Raw genomic sequence first — 16,425 nt, forward strand, 5'->3', positions numbered from 1 at the left:
TTCTTCGTCGGGCATCCAGGAAAAAGCTACACTTCCCGCCTATCTTTACGCTTAACAGCAACCTGATCCCTCCGTTAACCTGCGGTGATCTACGCAAATTTTCCTACAGGACCACACGTTTTTATGCTGCGAAAACTTCTTAACTCAGGAATTGCCTTGGTGCTATTAAGCCTGCTGGCCACTGCGGTATCAGCGGCTTCCACACCTCTGACGTTAGTTCCACGCAGCGAGGTCATCACTACGCAGGTTAAATTTGATGCGCCCATCACCCGTTGGCTGGCTCAGCATCCAACCTTAAAAGTGGGCGTTTGGGGCCCCGATCAGCCGCCGATTTATTTGAGCGTGGATCCCACAACCTATGAAGGCTTAGCGGCAGATTACATCCATGTGCTGGAACGCGCGCTAGATGTCAAAGTTGAAGTGCATCGCTTTGCCAGCCCTGCAGACGCGCAGGCCGCATTAGCGGCGGGCAGCATCGATTTACTCAGCGCCTACAATGCCGATTTGTACCCAAGCGACAACATCGTTCCCAGCCTGCCCTGGTTGCTGGATCACTCGGTATTGTTGTTACGCGATAAAGAGCCAGCGAACTCGCCGCTGAACTTAACGGGACGTACGCTGAACTATATTGCCGATTACAGTCGCGCTTCGGAGCTGGCGCAGGCTTATCCGGATGCCAGTATCAAACCCGAATTAAGCTACATCAATGCCGTTTCTGCCGTGGCGTGGGGGCAAAGCGACGCGACCTGGATTAATCGCTCAACCGCCGATTTCATTATCCGGAATGGTTTCGCGACTAAGTTCCGAATTATTCAAAGCCCGGTACTCAGTAATCTCAATCTCTCGTTTGGCGTGAGTAAAAGTAATCCACTGCTGCTGCGGGCGATCAATGAATCCTTAAACCGCATCCCGCTCGCCAGCCGTATTGGCATTGCCAATCGCTGGGGATTAACCAGCGACAATGTGATTAAAGCCAATCCGCTCGCACTCACGGCGGAAGAGCAGAACTGGCTGCGCACCCATCCGGAAATCACCGTGCTGTTCAACGCCACCACGGCGCCCAACGCTTTTATCAATAAAGAGGGCAAGCTCAACGGTGTGGTGGTGGACTTGATGAATACGCTGGCGTCCCGCTATGGCATGAAGTTTAACTTCATCGCGGCACACGGGCGCGCCGAAATGATCCGCTTGGGTCAGCAACATCCGGATGCGCTCTACGCGGTGGTGCCGATGACGGCAGATTACCAAACCACCTGGAATGTACTGACCACTCGTCCCTATCTGATGACGCCGGTGGTGCTGATGGTTAATGCCACCTCGCCCACCCTCAGCAGCTTGACGGCGATGCGCGGGCGCAAAATTGCGGTAACGCAGTTCAATCCGATAACGCCGTGGCTGCAGCAGCACTATCCCGATATCGCCATCGTGACCAATCCTTCGGTGGAGATGGGTTACGCGATGATGAAAAAAGGGGAAGTCGACGGCGTGGTGACCACCCAGTTTGACGCGAATTATCTGCTCGCCTCTGATCCCGAGCGCGGCTTCAAAATTGGTATTCGTTTAGGCGATGACATCGCCCGAATTGCCATGGCCGCTAACCCTGATAATCCGCTGCTGGTCAGTATCATGAACAAAGCGCTGCTGGATCTACCGCCTGAATCATTGCAGCGCATTAATGCGCACTGGCAACCGAAAAACAACGTGCTGCGCCAGCCATCGTGGCGCGACTGGCAGGGTGTGATTGTGAAAGTGGCGGCGTGCATTGTGCTGGTGGTTGCGCTGCTGCTGCTGTGGACCCGTCACATTCACCGCATCAGCCGGCAGCGTGAAAGCGCGCGGCGTGCCCTTGCCGATCAGCTCGCGTTTGTGCGCACGCTCATCGATGCCTCACCGATTGCGCTGTACGTGATGGATCGTGAAAAGCGCCTGGTGCACTCCAACCCGGCATTACGTCAGGCATTGAACGCGGGAGAGGATAAGACGCTCGCGGAGTATTTACTGGAAAGTGACCATCTGGATGAACAGGTTAAGGATCGTCTGCGAACCATCATTAAACGGGTAATGACCGATGGCGTGCCGGAAGTTTACGAAGGCCCGCTGAAGTTAAATAACGCCATCTGCTTTGTTCACCACTGGATTGTGCCGTGGCGTGACACCAACAACGAGGTGGTGGGCGTGATTGGCGGCTGGCTCGACATCAGCGAAAAAGAGAAGCTGGTGAATGACCTGCGCAGCGCCAAAGACGAAGCCGATTTGGCTAACCAGTCGAAGAGTGTGTTCCTCTCCAGTATGAGCCATGAAATTCGCACGCCGATGAATGCGATTATTGGGCTGCTTGAGCTGGAGGTGAATGAGCATCAGCAGCAGGGCATCAACAACGAGAACGTGCGCGTGGCCTGGGAATCGGCCAAGTCACTGCTGCTGTTGATTGGCGATATTCTTGATCTGTCGAAGATTGAGTCGGGCACCTATGAGCTGCGTCCGAGCTGTATTGATGTGCCGCAGCTGGTCAGCAGCGTGGTCAATCTGTTTGAGAATCGCGCGCGCGAAAAAGACCTGGAACTGACGCTGGAAGTCGAACTGGAACATACAACCTATCTGCTTGATCCGCTGATGATTAATCAGCTGGTTTCCAATCTGGTCAGTAACGCTATCAAATTCACCGACAGCGGCAGCGTGACGGTAAGCGTTTATCAATCTCAGGAGGTTAATGACGGGCGCAGCGATCTGGTGATCGATGTGACCGACACCGGACCAGGATTGACCAGCGAACAGCAGGAACGCATTTTTGCTCCGTTTGTTCAGGTTGAAGGACGCAAAGCGCGGCTCGGCACCGGACTGGGCTTGAGTATCTGTCGACGCTTAGCGGAGTTAATGGGCGGTGAACTGCAGGTTGAAAGCGAACCCGGCGAGGGCGCGAGTTTCCTGTTTTACTTCTCCGCTGAGGCCTGCGCCGCAGAAACCATCGCGCTAAGCGCCGACGATGACGAGCGCTCGATGCATGTGCTGATTGTTGACGATCATAGCCCCAATCGCCTGCTGCTAACCCAGCAGCTGGAGATGATGGGCCACCAGGTAATAGCCGCCGAGAGTGGCGAGCAGGCGCTTGAAATCCTGCATTCTGGCGTGGCGGTCGATCTCATCACCACCGATGTCACAATGCCTGGCATGGATGGTTTTGAACTGACGCGCCATATTCGCCAGTTGGAGCTGCAGCACAATAAAGCGCCCAAGCCAATTCTGGGACTGACTGCGCATGCGCAATCCAGCGTGGTGGATAAATGCCGCGAAGCCGGCATGAACGAATGTCTCTTTAAGCCCGTGCGCAGCGCACAATTACATGACGCGGTGAATCGATTAATGGGTCGCAGCGCATTCACCCCGGTCAAAGATATTATCTCCGACGATCAGAAACGTCTGCAGGCATTAAAGTTTTTACACGAAGAAGTTATTCGCACCAATCGCAGCGATCTGCACAAATTGACAAAAATGGTGGAGAGCGGTGATCGTTTGCAAATAGCCAAAATGGCGCACCGATTACTCGGAGGTGCACGAATTATGCAGAGAAATGAACTGGAAGAAGCCTGTGCCCTGCTGGAAAATATCAGTCAGGACGAAAGTTGCACTATTAGTGATTTTCGTGAAGCATTAATAGCGATCACAGAGAGAGTGGATGAACTTGAACGTCAGTTAACCGCTGACGGAGAGTAATTCTCCTGTGATATTTTTTAAAAGACACGTCTTGGTCATTATCCGCTAAATGCTGTGTTACAGTATTTTACGGTTGTTTAAAGGAGGATTATTTCAGGATGACCACTATTTCTGTAGTTGAAACGAACCCGCTTATACGTCGCGGATTAAAACGTATTTTAACCGAACGCGGTTATAACATTGCTGTTATCGCCGAAACGTTAGATGAGATGCTGTTTAGCAACATTAATCACAAACCGCAGATCCTTATCCTGGAGCCGTTATTTCAGGATCAGTTAGCCTATGAAAAACTGGAGCTGCTGCGCAGTTACAACCCAAAACTTAAAACATTAATTCTATCTATTTCAGAGAGTTACTATCATATTCAGCAAAGCCTGCAGATGGGCATTGAAGGCTATGTGTGTAAATCCTGGCCGTTAGAGACGTTATTTGAGTCCATTGAGGAGATTGAAGAGGGTAAACACGCTTACTCTAAAGAGCAGTTCCAGCACAAAGATAAATATCCGAATGATGCCCGTATTTTATCCTCGCTTACCCGCCGCGAGTTTCAGGTGTTACGGATGTTTGGCGCTGGAAAGTCGATTAAGACTATCTCTCAGGAAATGAACCTGAGTAATAAAACCATCAGTACCTATAAAGTGAAAATGATGCAAAAAATGGCGACCAATAACGTCATTGATATTGTTGACCTGGCACGTAGAAATTTTCTTTTTTAGCTTCAATTGGCAGTCTTCGGAAGCATTTGATATCTTGCTGTCGCTACGGTGACAATAAAATAGATACAAATTTGAATTATATTGATAGGCACACATCAACAAGATTCACGCTGTTTACTGAAACATCTCCTCTTCATTAAGTGAAGCTGGTGACGTTTATAAATACGCCAGGGAAACCTAACGGCAATGAGCCATAATAATTGCAACCGATAATTATGGCTGCCCTTCCTGCAAACGCGGATGGGCGTAGTCTATTTCCCATTAAGGCTATTCAGTAACGCTTAAACCAGATGCATGCTTTAATCTGCGTAGTTGCACTGCCCACAGCAATACTCTTCAAACATCCCAAAGAGATGATGACGCTTTCTGCTATTCTACGGGTTTCAGACCTGATGATATTTAAGTGGAGAGCAGGTGCCAGGCACCTGCAGAGATCAGATATAGCGGAAGGATTGTGGCGGTACCGCCCCCGGCACCATTTCAGATAAGGTTAACGGCTCGGTGTAGCGCTTGGGATTTTTGATTTCAATTGCAAAACCCGTCGCTCTTTTCATGAAGTAAGCATCAAAGAACGCGCGCGTAATGCCCGCATACTTTTTAGTTTCCTGCCATAACTCACCCGGTTCACGCGCCAGAATAGTGCCGATGTCAAACTCACCAATCACCTTACCTACCGGCATGGTGGCATAAATGACTACGGTCTTAACCTCTTTGTTTCTGAAGATCGATTTCCTGAATTCAAAGCGTTTCTCACCAGCAAGAATCGACTCAGCAAACTCAGGTTTAATTGACAATAAGACTCGCATTGACTTCTCCATTCATCCGCTATTTTCTCGTGAGCGTCATTCAACTGCATTGCCACTTTAATCGCATTGATTTGCATTGGTAATGGCGCATAAAGCGCTGCTGTCGAGATATCGCCATTGCCGGGGCTTAAAGATTTAAGCAACCTAGTGACAGGCATAAAAAAAGGCCGGTATTAACCGGCCCTGAGAACTTTGCTGCATTACTGCGCGGGGGATATCGCCCCACCGCGCAGCCTGCTTACTCCTGCACTTCGCTGCTGCCGTCTACGCGGATGGCCACGCGGCGGTTAGGTGCGTAGCAGGCGATCTGCTCGGCTTTGCTGCCGTAGCAGTCGTGCACCAGCGGCTCGCTCATGCCGGCGCTGGCGGCGGTGATGTCACGCGCCGGAATGCCGGCCTGCACCATCAGCAGACGAATGGTTTCCGCACGGCGCTGACCCAGCGCTTCGTTGGCGGCGGCGGAACCGATCTGGTCGGTGTGGCCGATCACCTGCACGTTGCGAAGCGTGGTGTTTTCACGGCGGATCTGCTGCACCAGCTCACGAATCGCGGTGTGGCCGTTGCGGGTGATATCCGCACGGCCAGATTTACCGAAAGCAAACAGCACGTCACTGGAGAGCGAGTAATCCTTATACTGCTTCTCCGCCACGCCGATGTACTGGCAGGCTTCGACGGTAGAGGCACGAGACAGCGTGTGCGCCTGCTGGCGCATGGCTTTCATGGCGCGCTCGGCGTCGCTGCGCGTCACCGACTGCGGCATACCGCTCAGGCCGTCACCCACTTTGACGAAGTAAGTTTCGCCGCCCGACAGGTTAGCGCGGAACGGCTGACTGCGCTTACCGGCGTACATCGGTGCGTCTTTAACGAACGCGCCGAGGCTGTGGGTGCCCGGTGCCACGCAGAAGGTGGTGAAGCCCTGGGGCAGCAGCGCCGCCTGGAATTCGCCGTCAACGTAAACGTTGGCGCTGCCGGCGTGCTGGTCGGCTTCACGGTAGAAGACGATCTGCGCCTGCGATGCCGCCACTTTGGCCACCGGCTGATAGTTGCCGGCAAACGCGGTGGCTGCTGGCGCGGCCGTGCCTGGTGCTGCAGCAAACAGCGCGCCGCTTAGTGCCAGAACAAGGGCTGAAGATTTAAAAATAGTCATGACTCCTCCACGGCTCCCTGGTTCAGGGAGCCGGAATTAAATAATGGTTAATAAGGTTAAGGGTTATCAGTTATTCAACAGGTTGGTCTGGATCCCCTCCTGCACTAATAACTCTGCTTCCAGCGAGCTGTGCTTATAAACCTCATAGCGGACGCCGGAAACCTGCACCGTGCCTTCCACTTTCGCCCAGTCACCCGAATCGGCGCCTTCAACTAAATCGCTGAGGTTTAATACGTCGCCTTCATTGCCTTTCACCATCATTTGTGTGGTGTCGTCATTAATAAACAGGTTAGTGCCGCCCTGCGCCAGAATATCGCCGAGGCTGATATTCAGCGTATTATTACCGGTTCCGGTCAGGTCGATCACTTCCACCGATTTCACCATCTCACCGAGACGGGTCAGATCGATCAGCTGATCTTCGCCCTGTACGGTTAAGACATCGAGTTTACCGTCGGTACCAATAATGGCTTGTTGTGGTTCGCCTTTTTCAATATAAGCTAGTTCAATCAACTCCTCATTTAACAGCAGACTGTCTTCTTCAGTAAATTTATTGGAAAACATAACTGGAGGTATTTCAGCCATATCTCCCCAAGCAATATTATCCAGGTAGAATGTTTTGTCTCCAACAACCTCTATACGACCGATCATTGTACCAGATGGTGCTTCATACGCATTTTTAATAAAGCCCCAAGTTTCATTAAAATCGATGTTTTTAGTTGTTATTAAGTTGCCACTTATATCGTAAATACGCATGTATCCAACAGTATTTTGATCAGCAGCCATAAAATCAAAGGAAATACGATTAGTGGCTCCAAAGTCTATTTTAAGCAATACTTCATTATTAAGTGTAGATCCATTCCTTTGAGCCGCAATATATTGCTCAGATGTTCTCGTGGAAATCCAAGCATTGTTCACGCCAGCTGATATTTTTAAACCTTTAACTGTAGTAAATGGCTGGCCATTTTCAGGCAAGTTTACAGTCCACCGAGTGGCACCGTTTTCGAAAGCCTCATGCCCCGTGAAATCTTCAATTGCTGGCGACGGAGCAGGTGGCAACCCAGAAACAATATCCAAATCCACCCCATTGGCCATCTCGGTTTTATTACCGGCTTTATCGATAATCACCGCTTTGATGTTGTAGCTTTCACCCACGGTCAGCTGTGGCGTGACCAGCACTTCCCAGCGTCCGCCAGCCTGCACGAAGCCGGTACCCAGCAGATTATCGTTGGCATCACGCAGCTCAATCTTCGATCCCACTTCCGAGGCATCGGCGGTGCCGATAAACAGCGGATCGCGGTCCGAGGTGCTGCCGCTAATGGCGCCGCCGTCGTCATCCTCAACGCGAGTAATCACCGGTACGTTCGGACGGGTGATATCCACCGTCAGGCTTACCGCTGCGCTCGCCGGGCCTTCGTTACCCACGCTGTTAGTGGCTTTGGCCGTCAGCGAGTAAACCGCTTCTGCCAGCGCCGGCTGTGGAATCACTTCCCAAACGCCGCCCTCAACACGCGCCGTACCAATGATAGTGGTGCCGTTATAGACGGTCACAATGGTGCCGTTTACGCCGGTGCCGCGAATCGCTGGCGTGGTGTCGTTGGTGAAGCCGTTGGTGATCGCCACATCCGTTGGGCCATCATTGTTAAACATACCGGAGATCGCCGGTGCCGCCGGAACGCCCAGGGCGTTGTTGATCTCGAAGTTCAACGCGTCGCTGCGCTCACTCTCGTTCTTCGCTTTATCACGAATCGCGATGCTGATTTCATAGCTGGCGTTAGGCAGATCCGTCGGTGGCGTCCAGGTCCAGGTGCCGCCTGGCTGAATGGTCACGGTCATCAGCTCGGTGTCGCCGTTGTAAATCACCACGAAGTCACCCACGAACTCGTCCAGCCCGGCACCTTTGAACTCCGGACGGGCGTCATCGGTGATCGAGGTTTCCGCAATCCAGCCGGTCTGGTCGCCCTGGTCATCCCAGGCGCCTTCGAACGCGTTGCCCGGTCCAATCTCACTTTCTGGAAGCACCGGCGCGGTGGTGTCGATGGTCAGATTGATGGTGTCACGCATCGGCGTTTCGTTGTTGGCACGGTCAATCAGCACTGCAACCAGGTTATAGGTCCCTTCGTCCAGCGCCGGATCGATCGGTGCACGCCAGGTGCCATCTTCCATTACGATGCCAGTACCCAACACGTTGCCATCCGGGTCGCGGATTTCAATGCGCCCACCGGCTTCACTTTCCGGCGCGGTACCATAAACTATCGGTGCCGGATTGTTGGTGATCATCTCAATAACGTCGAACAGTGTGACGCCCTCGCCAGGCGTGGCGCTCTCAATGCCGATAACTTCCGGAGCTTCTGGCGGTGTAACGTCCACTTCCAGCTGAATCGGTGGACGAACCATCGGTGTTTCGTTGCCAGCTGGATCCACAATCACCGCTATCAGCTCGTATTCACGCTCTTCCAGTTCCGGGGCGAGCGGTGCCGTCCAGCTGCCGTCTGGCTGCACGATGCCTGTTCCCACCACGGTGCCATCCGGTTCGCGAATTTGCACGACCAGACCCTGGTCGGCCGGAGTCGCCGTCCCGACAACCACCGGATCAGTGATATTAATTACGTCGCCCAGCGTATTGCCATCTTCGTCTTCGATACCAATTACTTCCGGTTCGCCCGGAGGCGTGATATCGATTTCCAGATCAATCGGTGCACCGGTCTTCGGCGTTTCGTTACCGGCCGGGTCTTTGATCACTGGCGTCAGCGCATATTCACCTTCCTCCAGTTCCGGATCGATAATCGCTTTCCATTCACCGTTCTCGTCAACCACGCCGGTCCCTACTACGCTGCCGTCTGGTTTGCGAATTTCGACAATCAGACCTTCATCGGCTGGATCTGCGGTACCGACAATCACTGGCTTGGTGACATTGGTTATGTTGCCGAGCGGATTACCGTCAGCGTCTTCAATGCCGACAAACTCCGGTTCGCCTGGTGGCACGGTGTCCACTTCCAGCTCAATCGGTCCACCCACCATTGGGGTTTCGTTACCAGCCGGGTCGACAATGACTACAATCAAGCGGTATTCGTCGTCTTCCAATTCAGGATCGAACTCTGCACGCCACTCGCCGTTTTCATCGACCACGCCGGTACCCAGCACATCGCCGTCTTCATTACGAATTTCAACAGTTGAACCCTCGTCAGCCGGATCGCCGGTGCCGATAATCAACGGGTTCTTGTCGTTGGTCGCGCCGCCAGTAATCGGGTTACCGCTACTGTCTTCAATACCGCCCACTTCCGGTGCGGCCGGAGGAACGCTATCGATAATGAACACGAACTCATCGCTCAGTTCGCTTTCGTTGTTGGCCGGATCACGCACCTTAATGGCAACTTTACGCTCGCCCTGGCCCATATCGGCCGTTGGCTCCATGCGCCATGTTCCGTCGATACCCACTATCTGGGTGCCCAGCAGCACCGGTGGCGTGACCGTCACGTCATAAACGTAAACGGTATGACCAGGTTCCAGACCCGCGCCGTGGAACTCAGGACGCACGTCATTGGTGTAATCGTCGACGTTAATCGGCCCGATACGCGGTGCAATGTTATCCCACGCGCCTTCCAGCACGCTGCCTGGCACACCCACTTCGCCTTCGCCCGGCAGTACCGGTGCGGTCAGGTCCACGTCGAGGTTGATCGGCGTAGGCACCGTTGCGGTGTTGCCCGCCGGGTCCTTGATGCTGATCGAGATTTGATACTCTTTCTCTTCCAGCGCCGGTGATACCGCCACTTCCCAGTTGCCGTCGCCGTCTACCACGCCGGTGCCGAGCAGCACGCCGTCCTGATCACGCAGCTCGATGGTCGAGCCCACGTCGGCCGGGTCTGCGGTGCCTTTAAACACCGGTGACGCATCGTTGGTGGCGCCGCCGGTCACCGGGATCGGGTTGCCGTTGCTGTCCTCAATTTCGGTCAGCACCGGTACGGCCGGGTCGGTCACGTCGACGATGATTTTCCACGCCGGGGTACTCGGCGAGGTTTTGTTGCCTACCGGATCCTCGAACACCACGCGCAGGTTGTACTCCTGCTCGTTCAGCGGGTTGGGGGTGATGCTCCAGCGGCCGTCGCGCGCAACCTGCGTACCAATCAGCCCCAGCACGTCGTCGTAGATGTAGACAATCGTGCCGCTCGGCGCGGTGCCGGACATAATCGGCGCGCGGTCGTTGGTGTAGTCACCGTTGCCCAGCTCCACCGCCGGGGTTTCAATCGGGTTGCCGACGTTGTCGACGATGCGGTCAAAGGTGCCGACCGGTGGCGTCACGTCCAGCTCCACCACGAAGTTGTTGCTCGGCGCGGCGCTGCCCGCCACGGTGGCGTGGATGACGTAAGACTTCTCACCGTCCGCCAGCGCTATCGGCGCTTCCCAGCGCCCGCTGGCGTCAGAGGTCGCGGTCGCGTAGAACTCGTTGTCGATGTAGATGCTCACCACCGAGTTCGGCGTCGCGGTGCCCTTCAGGGTCGGCGTGGTGTCGTTAATCACGCCGTTATTGCCCACTTCCAACGGGCTGGCGTTAGCGTCGCCGACCAGCAGCGTCACGCTGACGCCGACGCCGGAGGTGTCAACGGTAAAGTCCAGCGCCGGTGAAGCCGGGCCGAGGTTACCCGCCAGGTCTTCGACCTGCGCCGTCAGGCTGTGGTTGCCGTCGCCCAGCTCAGGAACCGTGTACTCCCAGGTGCCGTCAGACTTCACGTCGGTGGAGCCGATGGTCTGGCCCAGGCCGTTCTTGATGTAGACCACTCCGCCGATTTCCGGCGAGGTGCCGCGCAGCGTCGGGGTGCTGTCATCGGTGGTGTCGCCGCTGCGGATTTCGCCGGTCACGCCGACGTCATCCCACAGCGTTACGCCGCCCGGCGCTGCCGGATCGGTGGTGTCAACGATGATCTGATAGTCACCGGTCTGGCCGCTTTCGTTCATCGCCGCATCGCGCGCCGCCACGTTGAAGTTATAGGTGTCATCGGCCAGCGGTGCGGTCGGTTTCCAGCTCCATACGCCACCGGTAACCCGCTCGGAGCCGATGATGTTACCCGGGCCCGGGCCGTTACGGATGATGATGAGGGTGCCGTCGGTGCCGGTACCGGTTATCAGCGGCGTGCTGTCGTTGGTGTGGTAGCCGTTGTCGATACGGACCAGCGTATCGCCGTCATCGTTAAAGATGCCGTCCACGCCCGGCAGTGACGGACGTCCGCCCGCGCCGATGGTGAAGTCCAGCGAGTCAGTTTTCGCCGATTCGTTGCCCGCGACGTCGCGGATGGCAATCGCCACGCTATAGTCCGCGTTCATCAGCGGTGCGTCCGGCGTCCAGCTCCAGCTGCCGTCGTCACGCACCACCACGCTGTGCATCACGGTGTCGCCGTTGTAGATCACCACGATGTCGCCCGGGATCAGGCCCACGCCCTTGAACTCCGGACGCGCGTCGTCGGTCACGCTGTTGTCGGCAATCCAGCCGGTGTAGTCGCCCTGGTCATCCCATGCGCCTTCGAACGGCTGACCATCGCCAATGCCCGGGCTCGGATCGGCCGGTGCTTCGGTGTCGACGATAAAGACGAACTCGTCGCTGAAGTCACTTTCGTTGTTTGCGGGGTCCTTAACCTTGATCGCCACGCGCTGCTCGCCGTCACCCATGTCAGAAGTCAACTCAAAGGACCAGGTACCGTCCTCTTCGACCACTTTTGAACCCAGCACGACCGGCGGTGTGCTGCGCATGTCGTAGATAAACACGATGTCGCCCGGTTCGAGGTTGGCACCGCGGAACTCCGGACGCGCATCGTTGGTTGGTACCGTCGGGTCGATCCAGCCCGTGTGCGGATCGACGTTATCCCACGCGCCTTCCAGCGCATTGCCTGGCTCGCCCACGCCGCCCTCTTCCGGCAGCTCCGGTGCGGTCAGGTCCACGTCGAGGTTGATCGGCGTAGGCACCGTTGCGGTGTTGCCCGCCGGATCCTTGATGCCGATCGAGATTTGATACTCTTTCTCTTCCAGCGCCGGTGATACCGCCACTTCCCAGTTGCCGTCGCCGTCTACCACGCCGGTGCCGAGCAGCACGCCGTCCTGGTCACGCAGCTCGATGGTCGAGTTTACGTCGGCCGGATCTGCGGTGCCTCTGAATACCGGTGACGCATCGTTGGTGGCGCCGCCGGTCACCGGGATCGGGTTGCCGTTGCTGTCCTCAATTTCGGTCAGCACCGGTACGGCCGGGTCGGTCACGTCGACGATGATTTTCCACGCCGGATCGCTCAGCGCGGTTTTGTTGCCAACCGGATCCTCGAACACCACGCGCAGGTTGTACTCCTGCTCATTCAGCGGGTTGGGGGTGATGCTCCAGCGGCCATCACGCGCAACCTGCGTACCAATCAGCCCCAGCACGTCGTCGTAGATGTAGACAATCGTGCCGCTCGGCGCGGTACCGGACATGATCGGCGCGCGGTCGTTGGTGTAGTCACCGTTGCGCAGATCCACCGCCGGGGTTTCAATCGGGTTGCCGACGTTGTCGACGATGCGGTCAAAGGTACCGACCGGCGGCGTCGTGTCCAGCTCCACTACGAAGTTGCTGCTCGGCGCGGCGCTGCCCGCCACGGTGGCGTGAATGACGTAAGACTTCTCGCCGTCCAGCAGCTCAATCGGGTACTCCCAGCGCCCGCTGGCGTCAGAGGTCGTGGTCGCGTAGAACTCGTTGTCGATGTAGATGCTCACCACCGAGTTCGGCGTCGCGGTGCCCTTCAGGGTCGGCGTGGTGTCGTTAATTACGCCGTTATTGCCCACTTCCAGCGGGCTGGCGTTAGCGTCGCCGACCAGCAGCGTCACGCTGACGCCGACGCCGGAGGTGTCAACGGTAAAGTCCAGCGCCGGTGAAGCCGGGCCGAGGTTACCCGCCAGGTCTTCGACCTGCGCCGTCAGGCTGTGGGTGCCGTCGCGCAGCTCAGGAACCGTGTACTCCCAGGTGCCGTCAGACTTCACGTCGGTGGAGCCGATGGTCTGGCCCAGGCCGTTCTTGATGTAGACCACTCCGCCAATTTCCGGTGAGGTGCCGCGCAGCGTCGGGGTGCTGTCGTCGGTGGTGTCGCCGCTGCGGATTTCGCCGGTCACGCCGACGTCATCCCACAGCGTTACGCCGCCCGGCGCTGCCGGATCGGTGGTGTCAACGATGATCTGATAGTCACCGGTCTGGCCGCTTTCGTTCATCGCCGCATCGCGCGCCGCCACGTTGAAGTTATAGGTGTCATCGGCCAGCGGTGCGGTCGGTTTCCAGCTCCATACGCCACCGGTAACCCGCTCGGAGCCGATGATGTTACCCGGGCCCGGGCCGTTACGGATGATGATGAGGGTGCCGTCGGTGCCGGTACCGGTTATCAGCGGCGTGCTGTCGTTGGTGTGGTAGCCGTTGTCGATACGAACCAGCGTATCGCCGTCATCGTTAAAGATGCCGTCCACGCCCGGCAGTGACGGACGTCCGCCCGCGCCGATGGTGAAGTCCAGCGAGTCGGTTTTCGCCGATTCGTTGCCCGCAACGTCGCGGATGGCAATCGCCACGCTATAGTCCGCGTTCATCAGCGGTGCGTCCGGCGTCCAGCTCCAGCTGCCGTCGTCACGCACCACCACGCTGTGCATCACGGTGTCGCCGTTGTAGATCACCACGATGTCGCCCGGGATCAGGCCCACGCCCTTGAACTCCGGACGCGCGTCGTCGGTCACGCTGTTGTCGGCAATCCAGCCGGTGTAGTCGCCCTGGTCATCCCATGCGCCTTCGAACGGCTGACCATCGCCAATGCCCGGGCTCGGATCGGCCGGTGCTTCGGTGTCGACAATAAAGACGAACTCGTCGCTGAAGTCACTTTCGTTATTCGCGGCGTCCTTAACCTTGATCGCCACGCGCTGCTCGCCGTCACCCATGTCAGAAGTCAACTCAAAGGACCAGGTACCGTCCTCTTCGACCACTTTTGAACCCAGCACGACCGGCGGTGTGCTGCGCATGTCGTAGATAAACACGATGTCGCCCGGTTCGAGGTTGGCACCGCGGAACTCCGGACGCGCATCGTTGGTTGGGGTTGTCGGGTCGATCCAGCCCGTGTGCGGATCGACGTTATCCCACGCGCCTTCCAGCGCATTGCCTGGCTCGCCCACGCCGCCCTCTTCCGGCAGCTCCGGTGCGGTCTGGTCAATCTCCAGGTGCACCGGGTTAGTCATTTCGGTTTTGTTGCCGGCTTTATCGGTGATAACCGCGATAATTTCGTACTGTGCCTCGGCCAGCGCCGGAGAGATACGGACAACCCAGGTGCCGTCATCGCCGACGATGGCGGTGCCCAGCAGGTTGTCGTTCTGATCGCGCAGCTCAATTTTACCGCCCGCTTCGGATGGTTCTGCGGTGCCTTTAATCACCGGTTCAGCATCCGCGGTACTGCCGCTGGTGACTGGCTGACCCGCCGAATCTTCGATGACGGTGATCACCGGCTCGGCCGGTGCCTGAGTGTCAATGATGATGCTCAGCGTCGGTGAAGGGCGACCGGTGTTGCCAGCTTTATCGCGGTTCACTACGTGGAAGCTGTAACGGTTATCCGCCAGCTCATTGGTGAATTCAAAACGCCAGCGGCCATCGGCACCGACGTCGGCTTCGCCAACCTTGACGTTATTCAGATAAATATCAACAAAAGTGTTGCGCTCACCGGAACCGATCAGCGTCGGCTTGTTTTTATTGGTGTAGTACTCGCCTGCATTGAAGGTGCTGGCAATTTCGAAAGAAGGCGGGTTGATGATTGACGCGCCGTCTTCATCGTGCAGATCATCGATGATGGCCTGGCCTGGTGCCACGGTGTCGACCACCAGTTCAAAGCCTGGCAACGGCAGGCTTGGCTTATCGGTGATAGGATCGCGCTCAACCAGAACGATGTCGTACTCACCATCTTCCAGCGGCGGTCTTGGTGTCCAGGTCCATTTGCCATCGCCGCCGATAGTCACTGTATCAATGACTTTACCGTCATCGGTTATCTCAATTTTGTTACCCGGCTTACCGGTACCGACAAAGATCGGTGATTTCTCAGAGCTGTGATCGCCTGGATTAATCACGTTACCCTGCTGATCGCTCACGCTGCCAATTACGATGGAAGTCGGGATGTTCGGGCCGCCGTTGCTGCCGTCGTCGTGATCACCACCGCCGTTGTCACCACCGTTGTCGCCGCCGTTACCGTTGTCGCTATCTTTCTTGCCAAAATGTTTACCGGCCAAAAAGCCCAGACCGGTCGCTGCTGCCAGTGCCGCCAGTGCGCCCAGCGCAATCAGCGCCGGAGACATCGCAAAGCCTGCCATGGTGAGGTTGTTAAGACCCGCTGCGCCCGGGAACTCTACTGCGCCCAGCGCTACTGCGCTGCTTTCGCCATCCTGCAGGAAAGCCGCTTGATCGTCGTCTTCACCGCTGGTTGCGGTGTATTCATGCCAGTGGCCGTCTTCGCCTTTACCGACCAGTTCACCGGCGTTGTCATAGTAGCCGGTGATAATCAGTGCCGGGTGCTCAAGGTCTGCACCTTCCAGCACCACGTGCAGATCTTTACCTACGCGTTTTAATGTGATGTTTTCCGGTGCATAGCCATTCTCACCTTCTGAAAGAATATATTTGCCGCCCGGAATCGCTTTAACCTTGACCGCTTTCGCGCTGGTTAATACATCCGCTTTGACAATCGTGTTGTTCTCAACGACTGCCACATTTACCTGAACTGCACTCATGGATGATCCCTTAAGTGTGAATTGATTTTGACGTCAACCTTCCGGGCGACGCTGAGTGAGCCTGAGAGAGTCTTTTCGAGTTGAGACATTCCCCAGATGTTAGGATCCTACCAACTATAAGAATCGTCTGAATCAAGCCGGGTCTTGGAATGTAGGAATGCGGAGGATTTAGCTGTAGGAAAGAGGGTTTTTCTACGTTATTTCAAAGAAATACGGTGAAGACAAGCCTGTGAGTTTACGTGTGCGTTACAGCGGTTAAATAACAAAACCGCTGCTTTCAGGGCAGCGGTTTAATTTA

Annotated in this window: 5 protein-coding genes; 2 read left to right on the forward strand and 3 right to left on the reverse strand. The window is 56.1% G+C overall.

Features of this window, described 5'->3' with window-relative positions; genetic code table 11:
• Positions 1-123: 123 nt before the first annotated feature.
• Together WH298_RS21410 and WH298_RS21415 are read left to right on the forward strand one after the other, a co-directional pair.
• Positions 124-3,711 (forward strand): ATP-binding protein, encoded by a 3,588-nt coding sequence (locus tag WH298_RS21410; RefSeq protein ID WP_180823972.1) that lies wholly within the window; start codon positions 124-126, stop codon positions 3,709-3,711.
• A gap of 98 nt (positions 3,712-3,809) precedes the next feature.
• Complete coding sequence (locus WH298_RS21415) at positions 3,810-4,427, forward strand: response regulator transcription factor (RefSeq protein WP_180823973.1); 618 nt, start codon at positions 3,810-3,812, stop codon at positions 4,425-4,427.
• Positions 4,428-4,861: 434 nt separating this feature from the next.
• On the opposite strand, the gene WH298_RS21420 is transcribed toward WH298_RS21415, so the two are convergent.
• The 3 genes from WH298_RS21420 to WH298_RS21430 all read right to left on the reverse strand — a co-directional run bounded on the left by WH298_RS21420 (position 4,862) and on the right by WH298_RS21430 (position 16,127).
• Entirely contained in the window at positions 4,862-5,233 is a 372-nt protein-coding gene (locus tag WH298_RS21420; protein ID WP_180824297.1) for an ASCH domain-containing protein, read from the reverse strand.
• A gap of 238 nt (positions 5,234-5,471) precedes the next feature.
• Positions 5,472-6,380, reverse strand: a complete 909-nt coding sequence (locus WH298_RS21425) for an OmpA family protein (protein ID WP_180823974.1) — start codon at positions 6,378-6,380, stop codon at positions 5,472-5,474.
• A gap of 66 nt (positions 6,381-6,446) precedes the next feature.
• Positions 6,447-16,127: an Ig-like domain-containing protein gene (locus WH298_RS21430; RefSeq protein WP_180823975.1), complete on the reverse strand. Its 9,681-nt coding sequence runs from the start codon at positions 16,125-16,127 to the stop codon at positions 6,447-6,449.
• Positions 16,128-16,425: the final 298 nt, after the last annotated feature.

Origin of the sequence: Pantoea nemavictus, assembly GCF_037479095.1 — a bacterium.
GTDB classification, from domain to species: domain Bacteria; phylum Pseudomonadota; class Gammaproteobacteria; order Enterobacterales; family Enterobacteriaceae; genus Pantoea; species Pantoea nemavictus.